A 21,184-nucleotide genomic window follows, 5' to 3' on the forward strand; every position below is an offset into this window, starting at 1 on the left:
CGCGACGGCGCGCCCGCGCGAGGGGACCGCCGTGAGGTTGGCGAGGCGCCCGGCAGCGCGCTCCTCGTCCACGGCGAGCCCGCAGACGATGGCGGACATGAGCGGCATGAGGGCGCCGAGGAACTGGGCGTAGGCGTCCGCGCCCAGCGCCGGGTCCCATCGGGCTACGGAGAAGTACTCGCCGCAGGCAAGACCGGCCGCCAGGCCGCAGGCGAGGTGCACCGCCGCGAGCGGGGAGCGCGCCAGGCGCAGGGCCTCGGAGAGCAGGGCCCGCGGGAGAGTCATGCGCGGCGTCGGGTCGGAGAGTCGTGTCATGGCCATCACCTCTCCTCGGAGCGCGCGAACCAGGCCGCGCCCGCCGCCGTGAGCGCGGCGAACGCGAGCGCGCAGACCGCAAGGCCCGCCAGCGTGAGCACGCCGTCCGCCGTGAGCGCCCCGCCGAGCGCCATGTCCGCCGCGAGCGGCTCGCCGCTCGGCAGCACGGGGATGAAGCTCGTGGGGATTACCATGCTCGCCGACGGCGGAAAGAGCTGCGGCAGCGGCATCAGCGACCAGGCGAACCCACCTACGAGTTGCGCGGCGAGCGGGCAGAAGATGCCCGCGAGCATGCCGAGCCGCGCCGTGAGGAAGAGCCCTGCGGGGATCATCCACGCCGCGGTCACCGTGTTGGCGAGCGCGCAGAGGAGCATCGTGAGCGTGCCCGCGGCCGTGAGGCCCTGCGAGGAGAACGCCGATCCCGCGAGGAAGATGCCGAAGACCACGAGGTTCGAGAGCGTGCAAAGAGCGAGGCACCAGAGCGCCTTGGCCCACCAGGCGCGCCCGAGCGGGAAGCCCAGGCCCAGAAGCCCCCGCATCCTCGTGCGAGCGTCCGCCCGCGCGACGCACGCCACCACGAGCGAGAGAGACACGGGCAGGAAGAGCGCGTACCAGTAGTTCCACGCGCTGAAGATCTGCACGCCCCGGTAGGGCATCGCGCCGAGCAGCGGCATCGGCAGCGCCATGAGCACGGCCAGGCGAACCGGTGCCGCGTGGCGCGACTTCAGGGCCTCGGCGCGCAGGGCCGCGAGCAGGCCGCCTTTCTCGCCCGTCATGCCGCCACCTCCCCGCGCGCTCGTCGCCCTTCCCGGCAGAAGCTCATGAAGAGTTCCTCGAGGTCCTGCCCGGGACGAAGCGCATCCTCGTAGGCGAGGCGCCCCCCGCAGATGATGCCGATGGTGTCCGCCATCTGCTGCACCTCGGAGAGGATGTGGCTCGAGACGATCACCGTCGTACCCGCCGCCGCGAAGCCGCGGATCTGGTCGCGCAGCTCCTCGATGCCGATGGGGTCGAGGCCGTTGGTGGGCTCGTCGAGCACGAGCAGGCGTGGCCGGGCGATCAGCGCCAACGCGAGCCCCAGGCGCTGCCGCATGCCCATCGAGAAGCGCCCGGCGCGCTTCTTCCCGGTGTCCGCGAGGTCCACGGCGGCGAGCACCTCATCTATGCGGCTCTCGGGAAGGCCCAGCAGCGTGGTGCGCACGCGCAGGTTCTCGCGCGCGGTGAGGTTGGGGTAGAGCGGCGCCTCCTCGATGAGGCTGCCGATTGCGTAGAGGTCCTCGCGGCGCCAGGCGTGCCCGGCAAAGAGGATCTCCCCGGCCGTCGGCCGCAGCATCCCGCAGATCATCTTGAGCGTTGTCGACTTGCCGGCGCCGTTGGGGCCGAGCAGCCCGTACACCTCGCCCTCGCGGATATGAAGGCTCACGTCGGCCACGGCGTCCCGCGCCTGGTCGCCGCGGCCGAAGCGCTTGGTGAGCCCGCACGTCTCGAGCATATAACCCATGGGTTTATCCTTTCTCTTCCGGGCGCGCGGGCCGATTCACCATGCCCGCGCGCCTTACCTTTCGGGTTCACCATCCATGGTGGGGCGCGTTTCTAACGAAGCCGTAACGGCCGTTGGGCTCTTTTGGCGCCAGCCCTTCTCGACCCGCACATCATGATTAATTTGCTTAAGGCAACAACTTTCCCGATCGATGTCATCACCGAATCAAAACGTGTACATCACCCTCCAAAACCGACATTTTTCGGCATGTTTGGAGGCTGATGTACACAAATGCAGAATCCCGCACAACCCAGTAGCATCCTCCATATGTCTGGACTCTCTATGCTTACGCTGGATAGACATCGCCGGAACGGGTATAGTATCGAAAGTTTTGTCGTTAACCAGCGGGGGAGTCCTGTGGGCATCAAAAAGAAGATCAAAAAGGAGCTTATCGGCACTTCCGATTACCCGTCGAATAAGATCTTTACGATCTCCAATTTCATTACCTTTACGCGCCTGATCCTCACCCTGGTATTTCTGTACCTGTTTGTGACGGATAACAACCGCGTCATCGCCATCGTTATCTACGCCGTTGCCGCCTCCACCGACTGGATGGACGGTCAGATCGCCCGCATGACTAAGACGGTCTCGTGGCTCGGCAAGGTCATGGATCCCATCTGCGATCGCGCGCTGCTGTTCACCGGCGTCTTGGGGCTGGTAGTCCGCGGAGAGCTGCCCATCTGGGTCTGCGTGCTCATTATTGGCCGCGACATCTATCTGGGCATCGGCACGCTTATCGTACGCCATTATCACCGTCGCCCCATCGATGTCGTCTTTCCCGGAAAGATTGCCACTGCGCTGCTCATGACCGGCTTCTCGCTCATGCTGCTCGGGTTCCCCGTTATTGACGGCCTGCACCTTTTACCTTCAACCCTCACGGCCTTCCCGGGTCTCAACGGAAGCTCGGTGCCCCTCGGCATCTTCTTTGTGTATGGCGGTGTGATCTTCTCCATGCTCACCGCTGTCATCTACTCTATTAAGGGCGGAGTGGCCATTAAACAGGCCCTCGCGCATCCCGAGGACGAGGACATCGACTTTCTTAACCCCGAAATCGAAGACTGATTCGTTGGGGTATGATTACGTACGGTTCATTATTTGCGGCACGTCCGCGATAAGTTAGGGGTTGTCATGGACAACATGGTTAACAATATGCCTCAGAATGATAAGACTGCTGACGCTACCTGCGTATTCCGCGTGCCTTCAAGCGACGTCACCGTTCCCGACCTCATGGCCAACGTGCGCATCACCGCCCCCGTTCTGTCTATCGTCAAGGGTCCGCAGACGGGTGCCGCCTTTGAACTCGAGGACGACGTGACCACCATCGGCCGAGATCCCGCGAATGGCATCTTCCTCAATGACATGACCGTTTCGCGCAGCCACGCGCGCATTATTCGCGAGGGACTCGGCGCTCGCATCGAAGACTTGGGCTCGCTCAATGGCACCTGGGTCGACGGTGCCATTGTCAACGCCGCTCCGCTGCACGACGGCTCTTCCGTTCAGATCGGTACGTTTACGCTCATCTACCACGAGAGCACGCCGGAGCGCATCGAAACCGGTGAGTAGGGCATGGCCGAACGCAACTATCTGAGTATCGGCCAAGTCGTCAACCTACTTCGAGGCGCATACCCCGATCTTTCGAACTCAAAAATTAGATTTCTAGAAGATGAGGGGCTCATTACCCCTCATCGTACGCCTAAGGGATACCGTCAGTACTCCAAGGAGGACGTTGACCGCCTGGAGGTCATCCTGCACCTGCAGAAGACCCGCTATATGCCGCTCAACGTGATTAAGCAGCGCTTGGAAAACGCCACGGACCTGTCAACGCTCGCCTACGAGGTGGGCTTGCTGTCAGATGTTCCGCTCAAGACGGAGCCCAAGGAGACTAAGCAAAAGCTGCATCCCATCGAGACCATTCCCGATATGCTGGGCGTCGAGATTTCGTTTATCCGCTCGCTCGCCGAGAACGACCTTATCCGCATCATCAAGAGTCCGCAGAACCGCGAGCTTGTCGATGGTCGCGATTTTCCGATCATCCGCTACTGCTCCGAGCTGTCGCGCTTCCATATCGAGCCGCGCAACCTGCGTCAGTACGTGTCTTCCGCCAACCGTGAATCCTCGATGTTTGAGCAAGTGCTCGTAAGCATGCTCGGCATGGATACCTCCGATGACGAGCGCAACGCCAAGCTCGAGCGTGCGTTTAAGAAGCTTCACGACCTGACGGAAGGCGTGCACACCGCGTTGCTCAAAAACCGCGTTTTTGAGTCGCTCAACGCCGTGGTCGAGGACGCCGATATCGATGCCCTCGATGAGGAGATCGCACGTTCCGAATCCACCAAGGCTAAAAGCGATGGGGCAAGCGTCCCCGCGGTTGCCGCGCACGAGGAGTCGCTCGTGCAACCGTCCAAGGTCGTCGTCCCCTCGCATAACCCGTCTGCTAACACGGGTAAATAATCGCCGTCCACCCGGCAATCCATGAAAGGTCACGCCATGTACGACTTCGAATCTCATATCGTCGATATCCCCGACTATCCCGAGCCCGGAGTCGTCTTTAAGGACATCACACCGCTCTTTGGCAATCCCGAGGCCCTGAGGGCCATGGTGGATGCCCTTGCCGAGCATTTTGCCGACATGGGCATTACCAAGGTCGTAGGACCCGAGGCCCGCGGCTTTATGGTCGGTGTGCCCGTGGCCGTCGCTCTGGGTGCCGGCTTTGTTCCCGCACGTAAGCCCGGCAAACTGCCGCGCAAGACGGTCAGCGAGAGCTACGAGCTCGAGTATGGAACGGATTCTATCGAGATTCACGCCGATGCTATCAGCTCTAAAGATACCGTGTTAATTCTGGACGACTTGGTCGCGACGGGCGGAACCGTCGAGGCAACAGGTAAACTGGTGCGAGATATGGGCGCAAAGCTCGTGGGTTACGGTTGTATCCTTGAGCTTGCGTTTCTCAACCCGCGCAAGAAGCTCACGCCTTCTAACGAGGACATTGAGCTCTTTAGCCTGGTAACGGTGGACTAGCCGCTACCCTTAGATACCGGAAAGGAAGCTCCATGCGCACAGCAAACACGCACAGAAACATGGCACGCTGCGCTGCTACGGCAACCCTCGCTTGTGTTTTGGGCCTGGGCCTCGTGGCTCCGGCCTACGCCGATACCGCATCCGACCTTGCCGCTGCCCGTACCAAGCTCGAGCAGATTGGCACCCAAACCCAGCAAATTCATGAAGAGCTCTCCGCACAGACGCAGGAGCTTGATCAGACTGCAGGCGAGATCACGCAAAAGCAGCAAGAGATCGCCGAGGGTCAGGCAAAGCTTTCGACCTACGTTGCCGGTGAGTACAAGACCGGTGGCCTGAGTCTCCTCCAGGTTCTAACGGGCGTCGATGATCTGGGCGACATGCTCAACCGTCTCTTCTACTACGGCAAGGTGTCCGACAAGCAGGCCCAGACCATTCAGGAGGTCAAGGACCTTAAGCAGCAGCTCACCGATAAGCAGACCGAGCAGGAGAAGAACGTCGCCGCGACGCAGAAGAAGGTCGATGAGCTCAACGCTCAGCAGGCCGAGGCTCAGAGTGTCGTGAACTCCCTGGATTCACAGTTGCAGGCCGAGCTTGCTGCCGAGGCCGAGGCCAACGCCGCGCTGCAGGCGGGTATCAACGCCAGCACTGCCGAAAAGGCCACGGTGAGCAACGACACCGCCGGTACGACCGAGAACACCAACAATGGTGGCGGTACGGCCAACAACGGCGGCGGCAACACGCCTGCGCCCGCTCCGGCTCCTGCTCCCACGCCGCAGCCCGTGACGCCCGCTCCGACTCCGACGCCTTCCGCACCGAGCCAGTCCGTTGACGGCGGTACCGTTGTTTCGCGCGCCTACAGCAAGCTCGGATACGCTTATTCCTGGGGCGGCATTGGACCGAACAGCTTTGACTGCTCCGGTTTTGTAAGCTATTGCCTCACGGGCCGCTACTGCCGCCTGGGCACCACCGGCACCTTCATGGGTTGGACCCGTGTGTCCGATCCGCAACCCGGCGATGTTGTGGTTAACTCCTACCATACAGGCATCTATATCGGTAATGGTCAGATGATCCATGCTTCCGACTACAAAACCGGCGTTATCATCAGCTCCGTTGCAGCCGGCATGAACAACAACTACATCTTCGTACGCTACTAATTTATTACTACAGCGAACGAACGTGGGCCTCGCGATCTTGAGTCACGAGGCCCATTCTTTTTTCCCTACCGTTTGCCATAAAATCAGGACGGCTATCTAGTATTCAAAACTAGATAGCCATCCAATCAATCAAAAAGATGGCTATAATTGTTGGGGAACAATTAGAAAGGACCCCCAATGAGCTGGGCACTTATCTCCGATTCGAGCTGCAATCTTCGCGATTGGCAACCAACCGCACCTCATACCACCTTTGCATTTGCACCCCTTAAGATCCGAGTGGGGGAGCGTGAGTTTGTCGATGACCTCACGCTCGACGTTCACGAGCTCAATTGCGCCGTGCAGGAGGAGTCGAGCGCTTCTTCGAGCGCCTGTCCAAGCGTAGGTGAGTGGGCCGAACTCTTTAGGCTTGCCGACAAGACGATTTGCATGCCCATCTCGGAGGGCGTCTCGGGAAGCTACAATGCCGCGGCCACCGCACGTGACATGGTGCTTGCCGAAGAGCCGGATCGACAGATTCATCTGGTCAATTCACGCGGAGCCGGCGGCAAAATGGACCTAATCTTCCTGCTGTTCGACCGCTATCTTGCAAGCAACCCGGACGTTTCCTTTGAGGACGCCTGCGCTTACTTCGATAGCTTGGAGCAGAACAGCAAGATCCTCTTTAGCCTGTGTAATTACGAGAACCTTGCAAAGGCCGGACGTATTCCCAAGGCAGCCGGGGTCATCGCCAATAAACTCAACATTCGAGTTTTAGGCACAGCAAGCGAGACGGGGGAGATTAAGCTCGTTGGTCACACCCGTGGGGAAAAGAAGATGCTTGGCAAGATTGTCGATACCATGGAGGCCGAGGGCTTTACTGGCGGCGAGGTCGTTATCGACCATGTCGAGAATGAGACGGGCGCCCAGGCACTTGCCAGCCGCATTGTGGAGCGCTGGCCAAGCTCCAAGACTATCATCATGCCCTGTAACGGGCTAGATTCATATTATGCCGAGATGCACGGCCTCATCATCGGCTATGGCATGGGCGTGGCTTCGGGCCGATAATATCCAACTAGACAAACGTACGGGCGGGATAAGGAGCCATTGGCTCTTTATCCCGCCCGTCTTATACCTCGGTTAGCTATTAAACCCATTGAACTTGAGATAGCTCATCAGATACGCCTTCGAAACGAAGGACGATACAGCACTGCGTACGAGCAACGACTCACGCGTAACCTGATGTGCGGTATCGGGCACGGGAGTCTGCTCAACAGAAAACGCCGCACGAATCGATGCCTCGAGCTGATCGACAACATAATCGAAAGCCGTCGGAGCGTCGTAGCTCAAGCGCTGAATATTAAAGAGCGCCTGAACCGCAGCGATGGGCAGCACCTGCTTAAAGATACAAATGGCGATGAGACGCGCAATCTGCTCACGGCCATACTGCTTTTTAACCGGAGCAGGAACGAGGCCGACCTTCACGTAGTTATTGATCATCGATGGCGTAATAACGGGCTGCTCTACGCAAATCGAAAGCGGCTCCATCCACAGTGCAACATATTCAATAACCTGATCGCGATAGAGCGTTACGTTGGGCAGCTGGTCATAGCGCGGCAGGCTCAACGCGTTGAGTTTACGCACCGTATCGGACTGAATAAATGCATCCGGCAGCACCGTCGGTTGAATATCCTCAGGCTTAATGCTGACCGACGTATCGGACATCGGGATAACATGTTTAGCGTGGTTCATAAGAAGCCTCCGTTCGTTTTTCATATTGTATTCTAGGTTATCTAGTTTTGCATACCACATAGCCGCAAAATAAAAGTGGTTGGACGGCACATTGATGCACTGTCCAACCACTATGTTTAAAGATACCAACCTTACATAAGATATATTATCGTACTTATGCGCGTAGGAAAGCGTATGCGCTGGTTGCCGCTATGGCTCCGTCCGAAACGGCGGTCACAACCTGGCGTAAACGCTTGGAACGGATATCGCCGGCTGCGAATAAGCCGGGCGAACGGGTAGCCATCGAATCATCAGTGAGAATGCCGCCGTCGGGAGCCAGATCGACTAGATGCTCAACAAGCTCGGTATGTGGTTGCGTCCCCGTAAAGATAAAAATGCCAAATGACCCAGGTTCAAAGGATTCAGCATGCGTCTTGCCGCTCGCATTGTCCTTGAACGTAATTGTCGTGGGCATCGCTTCACCAGAAAGCTCAACAATACTAGTTTGGTACCTAACTGAAATATTGTCCTTAGCAAGCACCTTATTCACAACGCCCTCGGGTGCACGGAACTGATCGCGACGCAGCACGATGGTCACGCTGCTGGCAATGTCGGACAGGAACAGCGCCTCCTCGCATGCCGAATTGCCGCCTCCGATAACAAAGACCTGCTTGCCGCGGAAGAACATGCCGTCACATGTTGCGCAATACGAAACGCCACGACCGCGATACGTGTCCTCGCCAACAAAACCCGCAGGACGCGGCGTGGCGCCCATGCACGCAATGACGCTCTTGGCCGCTGTGTCGCCCATATCATGATGAATGATAAAGTGAGCCGCATCGGCATCGTAATCGACGCCTGTCACCATACTCCATTCAACCTGAGCCCCCAAGCCTTCAGCATGCTGTTGGAACCGCTCACCAAGTTCAGCACCGCTCAGCAGTGGAATGCCAGGATAATTCTCAATCTCGTTGGATGTGGCGATCTGTCCGCCCGACATGCCCTGCTCAAGGACAGTCGTCGTCAGGTTGGCGCGCGCCGCATAAATGGCGGCAGCATAACCCGCGGGACCGCCACCGATAATCGCAACATCGATCGTCTGGTCGGTAGCCATGAAGAGTCCTCTCGTCGAAACGTTGTCGTTCTTTGCGCTCATACCCAAATTTACGTGAACGTGACACTCATGCACTACAATGATAAATCCGTGTTACAACGTCGAAGGGGAGTTATCGATGGATCAGACGCAGACGAGCGACGACGCTCCCCTTCTTACGCTCAGCACTCCCCAATCGAAGAAAAAAACCACGCTCTCGGCTCAGCAAAAACCTCTCGTGACCATCGTGCACGCCTCGGTCGGCTCGGGCCACAAGGCCGCCGCAAATGCGATTGCGCAGGCATTCGACCTCATCCGCGGCAACAATGGCATCCCCGAGGATGTTGAGATTGAAGTACTCGATATCCTTGATTTTGGACGTATTAAATTCGACGGCAATAAAACCGCGGCTTCTTTTACGGGAGCCACGCGCCCCATTTACGACCTGACCTGGCGATATACGCTTACGGGACATCTGCTCTGGGGCGGCGGCACAGCATGGTCGCGAATTATGTTCCCCGCCTTCAACGAATATATTCGTAGCCGCAGGCCCATAGCCGTGGTCGCAACGCACATCACAGCAGCCAATGTCGCCGTGGGCGCCCGCGTAATTACGGGTATCGATTATCCGGTCATCTGCGTGCCGACCGACTACGAAGTCGAGGGCTGGTGGCCCCACAAGGACACCGATTTATTCTGTGTTGCCAACGAATTTATGGCCGAAACGCTACGTCCGCGCAAGGTACCCGAGACAAAGATTCGCATTACCGGCATTCCTATTCGCGCCGGATTCGACACGGATTACAATCGCGAGGAAGAGCTAGCCAAGTTCAACCTCCCCACCGACAAGACCGTCGTGCTGGTAATGGCCGGCGCCAGTTTGCCTCAACCGTACGTTCGCTTTCGCGCGGCGATGGACCACACACTCCCCTTCCTGCGCAGCTTCGAGGACATGCACTTCGTCTTTTTGCCGGGCAAGGACGCCGAATACGCCGCCCGCCTCAAGACACTCTTCGATGCCATGAAGCTCGAAAATGTCACGGTGCTGGACTATGTCGACGACATGGCGGCCCTCATGCACGGCTGCGACCTGGCAATTCTCAAATCGGGCGGACTCACCGTCACCGAGTGCCTATGCGCACATCTGCCGATGATCCTGCTGGGCAAGTCCTATGGCCAGGAAAAGGCCAACACCACCATGCTCACCGGCATGGGCGCCAGCATGCATGTCACCACCGCACGAGAGCTCATCGTGACGTTGCGTCATCTCCACGATCATCCTGAGTCGCTCAAGGCACTGCTCATCAACGGCGAAGTACTACGCCGCCCCCACGCAGCCGAAGACATAGCCATCGCAACCATGGAGCTCGTAGGCAAACCCCAAAAGCGCAAAAGAGCCTTCTGCCGCTTCTACTGGGGCGGAAAACCCGCGCATATCCGCTAGCGTCTTTATGTCCGCTTACCCGCGGGAGGCCCCTATATATCATCCCATGCTCAAACATTCTCGCTTCGCTGCGAAACTGCGCGTGGGACGATATATAGGGGCCTCCCGCGGGTAAGCTGCGTTTACGTACTAGCAGCTATACCAGATTCCCCTCCAGTAGAATCTGCAAAGGGGAACCAGAAAATATAAATACAGTAAGTCGATGCGACAAAGGAGGCGTCCCTTTATCGCATCGACTTACTAGAAAAGTAAATATTGTTTCAAGCGAGTAGCCGCCCGCCGGGGCTTACCTATATCGTTCCACGCGCAGTTTCGCAGCGAGCGAAGCGACGCGAGAATGTTTGAGCATGGAATGATATAGGTAAGCCCCGGGCGGGAGGGATACGAGCGCCCTAGGCGATGCCGCTGGAGCCGAAGCCTCCTTTGCCTCGGTCGGTTTCGTCTAGTTCTTCTACTTCTATGAGATTGACCGTGGGGACTTCTTGGATGACGAGTTGGGCTATGCGGTCGCCTTTGTTGATTTGGATGTCGTTGGTGGGATCCAGGTTGATGAGGATAACCTTGAGTTCTCCTCGGTAGTGAGCGTCGATGAGGCCCGGCGTGTTGACTATAGACAAGCCCTGCTTGATGGCCAAGCCGCTGCGGGGCTGGACGAAGCCGGCGTAGCCATCGGGCAGGGCGATGGCCAGCCCCGTAGAGACCAGACGGCGTTCGAAGGGCTTCAGGACGCAGTCTTCGTTGGAGCGTAGATCCAAGCCGGCATCGGTGGGATGGGCGTATTTGGGAAGCTCGACGGTGGGGTCGAGACGCTTTATGTTGACGGTAATGTTGGACATGGAATCACCTTAGCTTGTCGAGCTCTTGCAGAAATTCATCGACGTCTTTGAAATCGCGGTAGACCGAGGCAAAACGGATGTACGCAACCTTGTCGATCTTGGCCAAGCGCTTGAGCACCATGTCACCCAACTCATGGGACGTGACGGCCGTCAGTGTGCGAGAGCGCAGCTCGACCTCGATGTCGTCGATAATCTCATTGAGCTTCTTAGTGTCGATATCGCGCTTGATGGTGGCGCGCATCAAGCCGACGAGCAGCTTATTGCGATCGAACCGCTGCTTGGTTCCGTCTGACTTAATGACCTCGATAGGGTCCTCGCATCGCTCGAACGTTGTAAAGCGATAGTTACACGAGCAACATTCGCGACGGCGCTTAATGGTGTTATTTGACTCCTGCATACGGGAATCAACGACGCGGGTATGTGCCTTGCCGCATTTGGGACAGCGCATGGTACCTCCTCTTAAACGATAACAAGGGTACCATGCGCAGCGCGATAATGATTACGAACGAGCAGGAACCTTAAGATGCGCACCGGCGGCGAGCGAACCATGCTCCAGATGATTGACGTTACGGATCATGTCGGAAGTCTCTTGCGTGGAAAGGCCTTCGATTGGATATTCCTCGGCAAGCGACCAAAGAGAATCGCCAGTCTGAACGCGAATGGTCTCGTAAGTAATGTTGGAAACGGACTCGGCATACGCGGCGTGACGAGCGCTAAAGACCGAAGTAGCGAGGACAAAGAAGAGCGTAAGCGCAACGGCGACGGCGACAATCGTCGGAACCTTCAGGGCAACGCGGGCCGGCGCGACTACAGTCTGCTGATTGCGAGCAGGCTTTACGGTCAAAGGTTGAATGCCGGAGCGGCCACCCTGAACAACCGTAAAAGTGGGTTCTGCAGGCGTCTCGAGCTTAAGGGCGAGGTTTCCCTGGACCATATTCGTTGCGTTCATCATGTTCTCCTCTCGCGTGTTTTGCTGAGAACAGTTTTATCAAGCCGCGCGGACAAAAATGTCTAGCGCGAGAACGAATGTTCGGTTATTATTATCTTCGAACAGTTGTTCCTGTCAAGCAAAATTCGAACATTTGTTTGACATGGGTAGAGAGGATGCCCTGATGGCTCGCAAAATTACCAAGCGTCAGCAGCAAATTTACGACTTCATCAAGGAATATCAGCAGGAGAAGGGTTATCCGCCCAGCGTGCGCGAGATGGCTTCTGCCGTGGGCCTTTCCTCCCCCAGCACCGTGCACGCCCATCTCTCTGCCCTGGAGGCGCGCGGGCTACTCAAGCGCGATGCCACCAAACCGCGCGCCCTGGAACTCTTTAACGAGGACGGTTCCTCTGTCTCAATTTCTAAATCTGACGAGCCCACCGCACCTCGCGGAACGGTCTCGCTACCGCTCGTTGGTCGCGTCGCGGCAGGGATTCCCATTCTGGCCGAGCAGAATATTGAAGACACGTTTACTATCCCGACCGAAATCGCCACTGATCAGGGTTCCTTTATCCTTGAGGTGCATGGGAGCTCAATGATCAATGTCGGCATCTTCAATGGCGATTACATCATCGTCCGTGAACAAAAGAGTGCCATGAACGGCGAAATTGTCGTGGCCATGATTGATGGTTCAGCGACCGTCAAGACGTTCTACAAGGAGCAGGGGCGCGTGCGCTTGCAGCCCGAGAACGACACTATGGAGCCCATCTATGCGACGAACCCCGTTATTTTGGGTAAAGTTGTCGGTTTAATGCGCCGGTTCTCCTAATGCAAAAACGCATCACCATCTTTGATACCGTCCGCGGGTTTACGATGATTTCTATGGCAGGTTTTCACGCTTGCTATGATCTCGCCTACCTGTACGGCTGGGATATGCCTTGGTTTACCCAGACTGTCTTTCAAGACGTCTGGCGCGCCAGCATCAGCTGGGTATTTTTGTTTATCGCGGGTTGGATGTGCACTCTTTCGCGCAACAATATCAAACGTGCCGCCAAATACGCCTTAGCAGCACTCGTTGTCTGGTTGGCAACAACACTTGTCTCATTCGACGATTCGGTTAATTTTGGCATCATCTACTGCATGGCCGCATGCACCGGCATCGTGGCGTTGACCGATCCCGTCCTTAAGAAGATAACGGCGAGATGGGGCATGCCCCTATGCCTTGTGTTGTTCGCCCTCACCTGGAGCATCCCCAAAACGATCTACCCTGTCCCCTACCTGGCGTGGCTGGGATTTCCGAGCCCTGGGTTTGTCTCAGGTGATTACTACCCCATCATCCCGTTTATCTTTATGTATCTTGCAGGATACTTCGCCGCACACATAGCGAAGAGTATCGATAAGACCGTCCCTAGCTGGGCCTACGCCAACCCCCTGCCGGCGCTCGCCAGCCTTGGACGTCACGCTCTCCCCTTTTATCTGCTGCATCAGCCCATCATTCTGGGCATTTTGGAGATCGTCTACTCGGTGCGATAACGCTCGAGCCGCGGTGCAATACGAGCCGGCAGTTTCGCCACAATGCGAACGCCGTCCTCGAGATATTCCTCATGCAGAAGGGTTCCCTGCTCATGCACCAGCGTGATGAGAGCGCCCTCACGATACGGGATATCAGCGGAGAGCAACACATCGGTGGCAGCTGCCTCGCGAGCAATCCGGTCGACGAGATCGTCGAGCCCCTCGCCCGTTTGGGCCGAGAACAGAACGGCCTCCGGATAGCGACGACGGAAACTCAATCGATCGACGCTATCGAGAAGATCGATTTTATTGAATACGGTCAGCGTTAAACGCTCTCCGGCGCCGATCTCATCAAGCACGCGGTCGACAGCCTCCAGCTGCCGCTCATAGTCCTCGTCAGACGCATCTACGACTTTGAGAATTAGATCGGCACCCAAAACCTCGGACAGCGTCGATTTAAAGGCATCGACCAGACCATGCGGCAGCTTTTGAATAAAGCCGACGGTATCGGTAATCGTCATGCCGCGACCGCCGGGCAGACGATACGAACGCGTCGTCGGGTCGAGCGTAGCAAACAGCTTGTCCTGCGAAAGTACCGTAGAGCCGGTCAGACGATTGAGCAACGTCGATTTACCGGCATTGGTATAACCGGCTAACGCGACGCGAAACGCCGGGGACTCAATGCGACTCTTGGATTGAACATCGCGACGCTGTTCAACCTGCTTGAGCTCACGACGAAGCGCAGCGATCTTATTACGAATGAGGCGACGGTCGACCTCGAGCTGACTTTCGCCCTGACCAAAACGTGAGCCGATGCCGCCGCGCGTCTGCTCCTTAGCGAGATGGCTCCACATGCCACGCAGGCGAGGCAACAAATATTGAAGCTGTGCCAGCTGTACCTGCAGGCGTCCCTCACGCGTCTGAGCATGCAGGCCAAAGATATCCAGGATCAGTGCAGTACGATCGATAATCTTTACCGGCTCGCCCACGGCTTTCTCCAAATAGGATTGCTGCGAGGGGGTCAGGTCGTCGTCAAAAATAACGACATCGGCATCCATGCGATGCACCAGGCCGCACAGCTCTTCAACCTTACCGGAACCGATAAACGATTTAGGATACGGCTTTACCAAACGCTGCGACAAGCGTGCCACGCACTGGGCACCAGCTGTGTGGGCAAGACGCTCCAGCTCATCAAGCGAGCGATCGAGCGGCCATGCATTGTCGCGCCACTCAACACCAACTAAAATGGCACGCTCGGGCTCGGGTGCCGTGGGAACAAGGGGGAAACGGGGCATTAGGCAGCCTCAATACGATGCAGGATATCCTCAACGACCTCATCGATCGTACATTCATCCATATCAAACCACACGATACGGTCATCGCGCTTAAACCACGAAAGCTGACGCTTGGCATAACGACGCGAACGCATCTTAATGAGTTCGCGAGCCTCATCCATGCTCATCACGCCATTGAAAGCATCAATGATCTCTTTATAGCCAATTGCCTGCATCGACGTCAGGGCATCTCCCAGCCCCTGGCCCATAAGACCGCGGACCTCATCGACAAGACCCTGCTCAAACATCAGATCGACGCGCTGGTTAATGCGCTCGTAGAGCACCTCGCGATTACGCGTCAGACCAAACCAAAGGGCATGATAATGCTCGTGCGGAACACTAAACTGCGACTTTTGCTGCGCATAGGAGACGCCATCATCATGCATCTCGAGCGCACGAATCACACGGCGCACGTTATGGGGATGAATAACAGCAGCCGATTCTGGATCGCGCTCGGCAAGCAAGGCATGCAGTTCTTCCTCGCCAATACGCTCGGCAAGCTCCTGATAGCCCGCACGACGATCGTCCTCAAGTTCACCCGAGGGAAAGTCCATCTCATCGAGGGCGGCCTTGAGATACAGCCCCGTACCTCCGCAAAAAACCGGCAGGCAACCCGAACCAAGGAGACGTTCAACATGCGCGCGAGCGTCGGCCTGATAAAGCGCAGCAGAATATGCCACACCCGGCTCTACAATGTCGACGAGACGCAGCGGCGCCGTGCACTCATCGGGCGCCATCTTTGCGGTACCGATGTCCATGCCGCGATAGATTTGCATCGCATCGCACGACAGCACTTCGGACGAAAGACGAGCTGCCAAACGGTCGGCAACATCACTCTTACCAACCGCCGTCGGACCGACGATCGCAACGGCGGAAAGACCTGCCCCGGGAGAAACCATTAGCGCGGCTCGCCCACAACGGAGCCGGACAAATACCAGGTCTTGGCAACGTCAACGTCAACATCAACGATCTTACCAACAAGCTGATCGATGCTGTAACCCTCGGGGATAGGCGCATGCACGGTCTGATTCTTGGGACTCTTGCCCAGCAGGACCGCGTCGTTCTTTTTACTCGTTCCCTCAATGAGCGCCGGAACCACAGTATGAAGCTCACCCTGGTTATACTCGTGTGCCGTGGTCTCGATAACCTTAACCAGACGGTTGAAACGCTCGAGAATAACCTCATGCGGCGTAGGATCGTCAATCTCGGCGGCCGGGGTACCGGCGCGCTTGGAATAGATGAAGGTATAGGCCTGAGCATAGCGGACCGTCTCGGCAAGTGAGAGCGTCTGCTCAAAGTCTTCTTCAGTCTCACCCGGGAAGCCAACGATAATGTCGGTCGAGAGCGCGATATCGGGCATGCGGTTGCGAATGCGATCGACAAGGCCCAGATAGTCCTCGCGTGTATAACGGCGATTCATCTCTTTGAGGATCCGCGTCGAACCTGACTGGACGGCCAAGTGCAGCTGCGGCATAACGGCAGGCGTCTCGGCCATGGCGTCGATGGTCTCGGGCAACAGGTCCTTGGGATGCGAAGACGTAAAGAAGATGCGCTCCACGCCCGTATCGCCCACGGCACGCAGCAGATCGGCAAAACGCGGCTTGCCAAACAGATCGCGACCATATGAGTTAACGTTTTGGCCCAGCAGCGTAATCTCACGCACGCCCTGACGCACCAAACCGGTCACCTCGTCGACAATCTCCTCGAAGGGGCGGCTCTTTTCGCGACCGCGCACGTACGGCACGATGCAATAGGTGCAGAAATTATTGCAGCCCGTCATGATGGGCACCCAGGCGTGATACTGAGTCTCGCGATGCCACGGCATGCTCATGGCATCCGTATCCTCATGCTCATTGGTGCGGATATGACGCTTACCATCACGGAACGCCTCGGCAATGAGCTCGGCCACATGTGCAATGGAATGCGTGCCAAAGATGACATTGACGTTATCGACGTTGGTGAGCAGGCCCTCGCCATCGCGCTGCGCGATGCAACCGCCAACGGCAACCACGCGCTTGCCCGAAGGCGAAGGCGGCAGGCTTTTGCAGGAATTGCACTGACCGTACAGGCGAGTATCGGCGGCCTCGCGCACGCAGCACGTCATGAAGACAACGATATCGGCATGCGCGGGATCGAGCGCCATGAGGCAGCCATACGAATCAAGCAGACCGCTCACACGCTCGGAGTCGTGCTGATTCATCTGGCAGCCAAAGGTGCGGATAAAGTAGGTTTTACCGGCAAGAATATCGCGTACGGAACGCTGGTCCATGTGCATAAGTCCTAACGATGGGGAGCGAAACAAGGCAAGCAGAAGCTATGCCACAGGCTTAACATCATCCATGACGACGTTATCCATAGCAGCTCGATTGATCTGGTGAACGTAGATAGAAAGGCGGATGGCCGTGCGCGACTCCCCGTTAATGAGGATGTCGGAGAACACGGGCGCGCAGGAAATATCAAAACCGGTTGGAATCAAAAAACCGCGCGCGATAGCAACGGCCTTAATAGCCTGGTTGACGGCACCGGCGCCGACACACTGGATGTTGACGGGTACACCATCCTTGACCATGCCGGCGATGGCGCCGGCAACGGACGCGGGCGATGATTTGCTTGATACCTTCAGGCAATCCATGAAGAAACTCCTGCATTTAAAAGTACGTTTTAACTGCAACAACTGTATCGTACCGAGTGGACTCGGTAAAGGCACTATTCCTCTTTGGCAAGATCAAAGGTCACGGTGATTCGATCACGCGAAACACGGATCTTTGGGTCGCCGCAAAGGTTGAGATAGTACCGGGCGGCAAGGTCATTAAAGTCGCGTTCCACAGCGCGCGAAAACTGTGCCATGTCATCCTTGGCAATACGTAGCCCGCGACGATCCTTCGCGAGATCGACAGGAGTCGGCGCATGCGAGGACGAATCACGCTCGCGCAGCAGACGCGCGGTCACACCGCGAACGGGCTTAATCTGCCCTGCCAAAATGCGATGGGCCGTGCGCTCGGACATCTCAAGACCCAAACCCGAACAAATACGGATAAAGTCCTCGGCATCAGAAGCAAGGCCTAAACGATCGACAACCGGAAGCTCGCTCTCGTCATCAATGAACAGGAGACGAGACGTATCGAGCCGACTTGACGCTTGAGCATAAAGGGTCGCGGCAATCTCAGACGGAGAACCGAGATAGACATCGCAACCACGCAACTCCTCGAGCGCAAACTCACAAGCAGCGCGAATAATATTATGTGGACCGCGAGCGCAGACATAACGTCCGTCCTCATCCTTGACGGCCTGGGGCCAGCTGGACTGATCGGCACGCTCACTGAGGCGGTCGGCCGCAACGCTCACCTTGAAGGCTGAACCAAGATCGACGCCGGACGTGACCACACGGGCCTCGTCGGCGTTCTGCTTAATCGAAAACAATGCCATGCCACGACCGTGAACGCCCCAACGGTCCATCTTCATGCTCTCGAGCTTGGAGGTAACGCGGGCATCAAAGATTCGCTCTTGCATATCCTGCGGAACGCCAGAACCGTTATCCAGAAAGACAAGCGTGCGGACGCCATCTTCCTTGGTCGTGGCGAGATAGACCTTGTCGGCGCCGGCATCGCGAGCATTACGGAGCATTTCGATGACGATGTCCTCGACATGCTGAATGTCGTGCTTAGCCTGGCGCCGCTCGGCCTCCGAAACGCGGAGGCGGACATACCCCTCGCCAAGGTTCTCCTCGACGCGAAGGTTGCCCTCCCCCGACATCGACGCGATAAATGAGATGAGCTCGTTCGCGTCGCTCATGTTATTTAGCGATATCGACAGCGCGGCTCTCGCGAATCACGACGACGCGCACCTGACCGGGATACTCCATCTCTTCCTCGATCTGATGGGCGATATCGTGAGCCAGAACCGTGGACTGGGCATCGGAAATCTTGTCCGGCTGGACCATGACGTGGACCTCGCGACCGGCCTGCATGGCATAGGTACGTTCGACGCCGTCATGGGAGTTGGCGATCTCCTCAAGCTTCTCAAGACGCTTGATGTAGTTCTCGGCAGACTCGCGACGGGCACCGGGGCGAGAGGCAGAGACAGCATCGGCGGCCTGCACCAGGACATCGAGCACCGTGTTGGGGTCGACATCGGCATGGTGAGCCTCAATAGCGTGGACGATAACGGGCTTCTCGCCATAACGGCGGGCAAGCTCGGCGCCGATGACGGCATGCGGGCCCTCGACGTCGTGGTCGATTGCCTTGCCCAGGTCATGAAGCAGGCCGGCGCGCTTGGCGGTCACAACGTCCAGGCCAAGCTCGGAAGCCATCACGCCGCACAGATCAGAGACCTCGAGGGAATGCTGAAGCACGTTCTGACCAAACGAGGTACGGTAGCGCAGGGCACCAAGGGTCTTGACGATCTCGGGGTGCAGATCGTGGATGCCGGTATCGAAGGCAGCCTGCTCGCCAGCCTCGCGCACGCGCTGCTGAACCAGGTCGGCGGCCTTGTGATACATCTCCTCGATACGGGCAGGGTGAATGCGGCCGTCGGCGATGAGGTTCTCGAGGGCGACGCGGGCGGTCTCACGACGGACCGGGTCGAAGCTCGAAAGAACGACGGTCTCGGGCGTGTCGTCGATCACGAGGTTGACGCCGGAAACCTGCTCGAAGGTCCGGATGTTGCGACCCTCGCGACCGATGATACGGCCTTTGAGGTCATCAGAGGGAATGTGCACGGAGGTAACGGTGACCTCGGCAGTGTGATCGGCAGCGCAGCGCTGAATCGCCAGAGACAGAATCTCCTGGGCGGTCTTGTGGCACTCGGCGCGAACCTGCTGCTCAGACTCGCGAATGATCGTGGCGGCCTCGTGGGTGACCTCGCCGCGAACCTTATCAAGGAGCTCCTTGTGCGCGTCCTCGCGGGTAAGGTCGGCGATACGCTCGAGCTCGGAGGTCTGCTTTGCGCAGAGCTCCTCGAGCTCACGGGAGCGCTTCTCGACCTGACCGGCCTGGCTGGACAGCTGATGCTCGCGCTTGTCGAGAGCGTCGTTGCGGCGATCGAGAGATTCCTCGCGCTGCATCACGCGGTTCTCGAGCGTACGAATCTCGTTCTTACGCTGCTTGTCCTCGGCCTCAGCGGCCTGCTTGTTCTTGATGATCTCCTCTTTAGCCTCGAGCAGAGCCTCTTTTTTGAGGGTCTCGGCCTGACGCTTAGCATCACCGATCAGGGACTCAGCCTGTGCGTGTGCCGACTGGATTTTTTCGTCGGCCTCGTGAAGACTACCCTGCTTGGCGGTGCGCATGTAGGCAATGGCGGCGATGGCACCCAAAACGATGCCAACGAGCGCTGCGATGATAGGCATGCTCACTCCTTTTTATGGATTCGTTACACAACAAAGCGAACCGTCCTTACGAACGGCTCGCGACATTTGAGTAATATGGGCGCAGCTTATGCGGGTCGGATACAGATAAACATATAAACAAACTCATCACAGATGAGCACATATCACAAAGCAAATGACAGTGTTTATCGTACGTTGAACCACAACAACTGTCAAATAAATGGCCCCAGCACGGCGGCTAAAACGCGGTGAACGGCAGGGCCACAAAACGCATACGCCTAAACCGCACATTCCTCACGTTCGGCATCGAGACGTGCCTTAACGGCATCGGCGGCGATGTGATACGAGAAGCCCTTGCCCATCAAAAACCGAACCAGTTTTTCGAATCCGCGCGTCTCTGGAACACGCCGCTTGGCGAGCAGGGCTGACGCACGCGCCAAATCGTCTTCGACGGCAAAATAATCCTCCGGATAACCGGGAATGTCATCGAGCACGACATGACGGCGCTTGAGCTCGGTCTCGATTTTACGCTGTCCCCAACCGCGCCGCTTGCGTTCCTCGATAAAGTACGAGCAAAAGCGGTTCTCGTCTAAAAAGCGATACTCGGTGGCGCGCTCGACGGCGAAATCGATCGCGGGCTGGCGAAAGCCGTAGCGTGCCAACTTGTCACAGACCTCACCCGTCGCATGGTCGCGTCGCGATAGCATCTCGGTCACCATGGTAAGTGCACATTTACGCTCGATGAGCTGCACCGCTTCACGAAAGTTATCCCAATCACAGGGAAGATCGGGGCGATTTTTGACATACAGGCGCGCGACCCGCACGGGAATCCAAATGGACCGCTCAAAACCGCCCTCAAGCTCACAATCGATATGTGCGCAAGGCTTTTTGGACGCATACCCGCTCGAGAACGAGGAGGCCGCCTTCTTATCGGGAAAGACGACCGTGGCCTCGGTCACCGTATACGACATGAGCGTAAC

The 21,184-nt window shown here is 57.5% G+C and carries 23 protein-coding genes and 1 pseudogene; 9 read left to right on the forward strand and 15 right to left on the reverse strand.

The features are described 5' to 3' along the window. From DW892_RS06895 to DW892_RS06905, 3 genes and pseudogenes are all read right to left on the reverse strand, one after another. Positions 1–285, reverse strand: a pseudogene (locus DW892_RS06895) (lantibiotic ABC transporter permease); the annotation flags it as partial. Between the two features lie 35 nt (positions 286–320). Beyond that, positions 321–1,091 carry a hypothetical protein gene (locus DW892_RS06900; RefSeq protein WP_117766589.1) on the reverse strand — a complete coding sequence of 257 codons (771 nt, stop codon included), beginning with the start codon at positions 1,089–1,091 and terminating at the stop codon, positions 321–323. Beyond that, positions 1,088–1,816 (reverse strand): lantibiotic protection ABC transporter ATP-binding protein, encoded by a 729-nt coding sequence (locus tag DW892_RS06905; protein ID WP_117766591.1) that lies wholly within the window; start codon positions 1,814–1,816, stop codon positions 1,088–1,090. Before DW892_RS06905 ends, DW892_RS06900 begins: the two co-directional genes overlap by 4 nt. Before the next feature lie 396 nt (positions 1,817–2,212). Between DW892_RS06905 and DW892_RS06910 the strand changes: the two genes are divergently transcribed. The 6 genes from DW892_RS06910 to DW892_RS06935 all read left to right on the forward strand — a co-directional run bounded on the left by DW892_RS06910 (position 2,213) and on the right by DW892_RS06935 (position 7,071). Next, entirely contained in the window at positions 2,213–2,917 is a 705-nt protein-coding gene (locus DW892_RS06910) for a CDP-alcohol phosphatidyltransferase family protein (RefSeq protein ID WP_089573364.1), read from the forward strand. Between the two features lie 66 nt (positions 2,918–2,983). Then, positions 2,984–3,418, forward strand: a complete 435-nt coding sequence (locus DW892_RS06915) for an FHA domain-containing protein (RefSeq protein WP_006236002.1) — start codon at positions 2,984–2,986, stop codon at positions 3,416–3,418. Positions 3,419–3,421: 3 nt separating this feature from the next. Then, the gene (locus DW892_RS06920) at positions 3,422–4,306 is read left to right on the forward strand and encodes a MerR family transcriptional regulator (protein ID WP_117766593.1); all 885 of its coding nucleotides are present in this window, start codon (positions 3,422–3,424) and stop codon (positions 4,304–4,306) included. Positions 4,307–4,342: 36 nt separating this feature from the next. Beyond that, the gene (locus DW892_RS06925; protein WP_187365002.1) at positions 4,343–4,873 is read left to right on the forward strand and encodes an adenine phosphoribosyltransferase; all 531 of its coding nucleotides are present in this window, start codon (positions 4,343–4,345) and stop codon (positions 4,871–4,873) included. A gap of 32 nt (positions 4,874–4,905) precedes the next feature. Beyond that, on the forward strand, positions 4,906–6,027 hold the full coding sequence (locus DW892_RS10650; protein ID WP_117766597.1) for an NlpC/P60 family protein: 1,122 nt from the start codon (positions 4,906–4,908) through the stop codon (positions 6,025–6,027). Positions 6,028–6,204: 177 nt separating this feature from the next. After that, positions 6,205–7,071 (forward strand): DegV family protein, encoded by an 867-nt coding sequence (locus DW892_RS06935; RefSeq protein WP_117766599.1) that lies wholly within the window; start codon positions 6,205–6,207, stop codon positions 7,069–7,071. A 72-nt stretch (positions 7,072–7,143) separates the two neighbouring features. Here the strand turns inward: DW892_RS06935 and DW892_RS06940 are convergent, their stop codons facing one another. Both DW892_RS06940 and DW892_RS06945 read right to left on the reverse strand, forming a co-directional pair. Then, positions 7,144–7,755 (reverse strand): DUF1836 domain-containing protein, encoded by a 612-nt coding sequence (locus DW892_RS06940; RefSeq protein WP_187365003.1) that lies wholly within the window; start codon positions 7,753–7,755, stop codon positions 7,144–7,146. Between the two features lie 154 nt (positions 7,756–7,909). Further along, positions 7,910–8,848, reverse strand: a complete 939-nt coding sequence (locus DW892_RS06945; RefSeq protein ID WP_233546865.1) for an NAD(P)/FAD-dependent oxidoreductase — start codon at positions 8,846–8,848, stop codon at positions 7,910–7,912. Between the two features lie 118 nt (positions 8,849–8,966). On the opposite strand from DW892_RS06945, the gene DW892_RS06950 reads away from it, so the two are divergent. Next, on the forward strand, positions 8,967–10,271 hold the full coding sequence (locus tag DW892_RS06950) for a glycosyltransferase (protein ID WP_117766603.1): 1,305 nt from the start codon (positions 8,967–8,969) through the stop codon (positions 10,269–10,271). A gap of 392 nt (positions 10,272–10,663) precedes the next feature. Here DW892_RS06950 and dut read toward each other — a convergent pair whose 3' ends face one another. Genes dut through DW892_RS06965 form a run of 3 tightly spaced genes read right to left on the reverse strand, consistent with a single transcriptional unit; the run spans position 10,664 to position 12,059 of the window. Next, positions 10,664–11,107 (reverse strand): dUTP diphosphatase, encoded by a 444-nt coding sequence (gene dut, locus DW892_RS06955; protein WP_117766605.1) that lies wholly within the window; start codon positions 11,105–11,107, stop codon positions 10,664–10,666. Positions 11,108–11,111: 4 nt separating this feature from the next. Further along, positions 11,112–11,555, reverse strand: a complete 444-nt coding sequence (gene nrdR, locus DW892_RS06960; RefSeq protein ID WP_022093781.1) for a transcriptional regulator NrdR — start codon at positions 11,553–11,555, stop codon at positions 11,112–11,114. A 51-nt stretch (positions 11,556–11,606) separates the two neighbouring features. Then, positions 11,607–12,059: a LysM peptidoglycan-binding domain-containing protein gene (locus tag DW892_RS06965; RefSeq protein WP_117766607.1), complete on the reverse strand. Its 453-nt coding sequence runs from the start codon at positions 12,057–12,059 to the stop codon at positions 11,607–11,609. Between the two features lie 160 nt (positions 12,060–12,219). Between DW892_RS06965 and lexA the strand changes: the two genes are divergently transcribed. Further along, complete coding sequence (gene lexA, locus DW892_RS06970) at positions 12,220–12,864, forward strand: transcriptional repressor LexA (RefSeq protein ID WP_040359862.1); 645 nt, start codon at positions 12,220–12,222, stop codon at positions 12,862–12,864. Then, the gene (locus tag DW892_RS06975; protein ID WP_117639862.1) at positions 12,864–13,568 is read left to right on the forward strand and encodes a heparan-alpha-glucosaminide N-acetyltransferase; all 705 of its coding nucleotides are present in this window, start codon (positions 12,864–12,866) and stop codon (positions 13,566–13,568) included. Before lexA ends, DW892_RS06975 begins: the two co-directional genes overlap by 1 nt. Here the strand turns inward: DW892_RS06975 and hflX are convergent. From hflX to DW892_RS07010, 7 genes are all read right to left on the reverse strand, one after another. Then, positions 13,553–14,842, reverse strand: coding sequence for a GTPase HflX (gene hflX, locus DW892_RS06980; RefSeq protein WP_117766609.1), 1,290 nt, complete (start codon positions 14,840–14,842; stop codon positions 13,553–13,555). The genes DW892_RS06975 and hflX overlap by 16 nt on opposite strands. Next, positions 14,842–15,780: a tRNA (adenosine(37)-N6)-dimethylallyltransferase MiaA gene (miaA, locus tag DW892_RS06985; protein WP_117639866.1), complete on the reverse strand. Its 939-nt coding sequence runs from the start codon at positions 15,778–15,780 to the stop codon at positions 14,842–14,844. Before miaA ends, hflX begins: the two co-directional genes overlap by 1 nt. Beyond that, positions 15,780–17,150 (reverse strand): tRNA (N6-isopentenyl adenosine(37)-C2)-methylthiotransferase MiaB, encoded by a 1,371-nt coding sequence (miaB, locus tag DW892_RS06990; protein ID WP_117639868.1) that lies wholly within the window; start codon positions 17,148–17,150, stop codon positions 15,780–15,782. The genes miaA and miaB overlap by 1 nt, the downstream gene beginning before the upstream one ends. A 45-nt stretch (positions 17,151–17,195) precedes the next feature. Further along, positions 17,196–17,513, reverse strand: coding sequence for a stage V sporulation protein S (locus DW892_RS06995; protein ID WP_006235982.1), 318 nt, complete (start codon positions 17,511–17,513; stop codon positions 17,196–17,198). 74 nt (positions 17,514–17,587) lie between these two features. Next, a complete protein-coding gene (locus DW892_RS07000; RefSeq protein WP_117639870.1) occupies positions 17,588–18,673 on the reverse strand; it encodes an ATP-binding protein in 1,086 nt (361 codons plus the stop codon). A gap of 1 nt (position 18,674) precedes the next feature. After that, the gene (gene rny / locus DW892_RS07005) at positions 18,675–20,225 is read right to left on the reverse strand and encodes a ribonuclease Y (RefSeq protein WP_089573375.1); all 1,551 of its coding nucleotides are present in this window, start codon (positions 20,223–20,225) and stop codon (positions 18,675–18,677) included. A 257-nt stretch (positions 20,226–20,482) separates the two neighbouring features. Next, positions 20,483–21,175: a regulatory protein RecX gene (locus DW892_RS07010; protein WP_117564289.1), complete on the reverse strand. Its 693-nt coding sequence runs from the start codon at positions 21,173–21,175 to the stop codon at positions 20,483–20,485. Between the last annotated feature and the right edge of the window lie 9 nt (positions 21,176–21,184).

It is taken from the genome of Collinsella sp. AM40-7AC (genome assembly GCF_003468125.1).
Classification (GTDB): Bacteria; Actinomycetota; Coriobacteriia; order Coriobacteriales; family Coriobacteriaceae; genus Collinsella; species Collinsella aerofaciens_O.

Bases quoted from the DNA above. Each gene is read 5' to 3' on its own strand.
- DW892_RS06900 (WP_117766589.1), bottom strand. From the start codon at position 1,091: ATGACGGGCGAGAAAGGCGGCCTGCTCGCGGCCCTGCGCGCCGAGGCC.
- DW892_RS06905 (WP_117766591.1), bottom strand. From the start codon at position 1,816: ATGGGTTATATGCTCGAGACGTGCGGGCTCACCAAGCGCTTCGGCCGC.
- DW892_RS06915 (WP_006236002.1), top strand. From the start codon at position 2,984: ATGGACAACATGGTTAACAATATGCCTCAGAATGATAAGACTGCTGAC.
- DW892_RS06920 (WP_117766593.1), top strand. From the start codon at position 3,422: ATGGCCGAACGCAACTATCTGAGTATCGGCCAAGTCGTCAACCTACTT.
- DW892_RS06925 (WP_187365002.1), top strand. From the start codon at position 4,343: ATGTACGACTTCGAATCTCATATCGTCGATATCCCCGACTATCCCGAG.
- DW892_RS10650 (WP_117766597.1), top strand. From the start codon at position 4,906: ATGCGCACAGCAAACACGCACAGAAACATGGCACGCTGCGCTGCTACG.
- DW892_RS06935 (WP_117766599.1), top strand. From the start codon at position 6,205: ATGAGCTGGGCACTTATCTCCGATTCGAGCTGCAATCTTCGCGATTGG.
- DW892_RS06940 (WP_187365003.1), bottom strand. From the start codon at position 7,755: ATGAACCACGCTAAACATGTTATCCCGATGTCCGATACGTCGGTCAGC.
- DW892_RS06945 (WP_233546865.1), bottom strand. From the start codon at position 8,848: ATGGCTACCGACCAGACGATCGATGTTGCGATTATCGGTGGCGGTCCC.
- DW892_RS06950 (WP_117766603.1), top strand. From the start codon at position 8,967: ATGGATCAGACGCAGACGAGCGACGACGCTCCCCTTCTTACGCTCAGC.
- dut (WP_117766605.1), bottom strand. From the start codon at position 11,107: ATGTCCAACATTACCGTCAACATAAAGCGTCTCGACCCCACCGTCGAG.
- nrdR (WP_022093781.1), bottom strand. From the start codon at position 11,555: ATGCGCTGTCCCAAATGCGGCAAGGCACATACCCGCGTCGTTGATTCC.
- DW892_RS06965 (WP_117766607.1), bottom strand. From the start codon at position 12,059: ATGATGAACGCAACGAATATGGTCCAGGGAAACCTCGCCCTTAAGCTC.
- lexA (WP_040359862.1), top strand. From the start codon at position 12,220: ATGGCTCGCAAAATTACCAAGCGTCAGCAGCAAATTTACGACTTCATC.
- DW892_RS06975 (WP_117639862.1), top strand. From the start codon at position 12,864: ATGCAAAAACGCATCACCATCTTTGATACCGTCCGCGGGTTTACGATG.
- hflX (WP_117766609.1), bottom strand. From the start codon at position 14,842: ATGCCCCGTTTCCCCCTTGTTCCCACGGCACCCGAGCCCGAGCGTGCC.
- miaA (WP_117639866.1), bottom strand. From the start codon at position 15,780: ATGGTTTCTCCCGGGGCAGGTCTTTCCGCCGTTGCGATCGTCGGTCCG.
- miaB (WP_117639868.1), bottom strand. From the start codon at position 17,150: ATGGACCAGCGTTCCGTACGCGATATTCTTGCCGGTAAAACCTACTTT.
- DW892_RS06995 (WP_006235982.1), bottom strand. From the start codon at position 17,513: ATGGATTGCCTGAAGGTATCAAGCAAATCATCGCCCGCGTCCGTTGCC.
- DW892_RS07000 (WP_117639870.1), bottom strand. From the start codon at position 18,673: ATGAGCGACGCGAACGAGCTCATCTCATTTATCGCGTCGATGTCGGGG.
- rny (WP_089573375.1), bottom strand. From the start codon at position 20,225: ATGCCTATCATCGCAGCGCTCGTTGGCATCGTTTTGGGTGCCATCGCC.
- DW892_RS07010 (WP_117564289.1), bottom strand. From the start codon at position 21,175: ATGTCGTATACGGTGACCGAGGCCACGGTCGTCTTTCCCGATAAGAAG.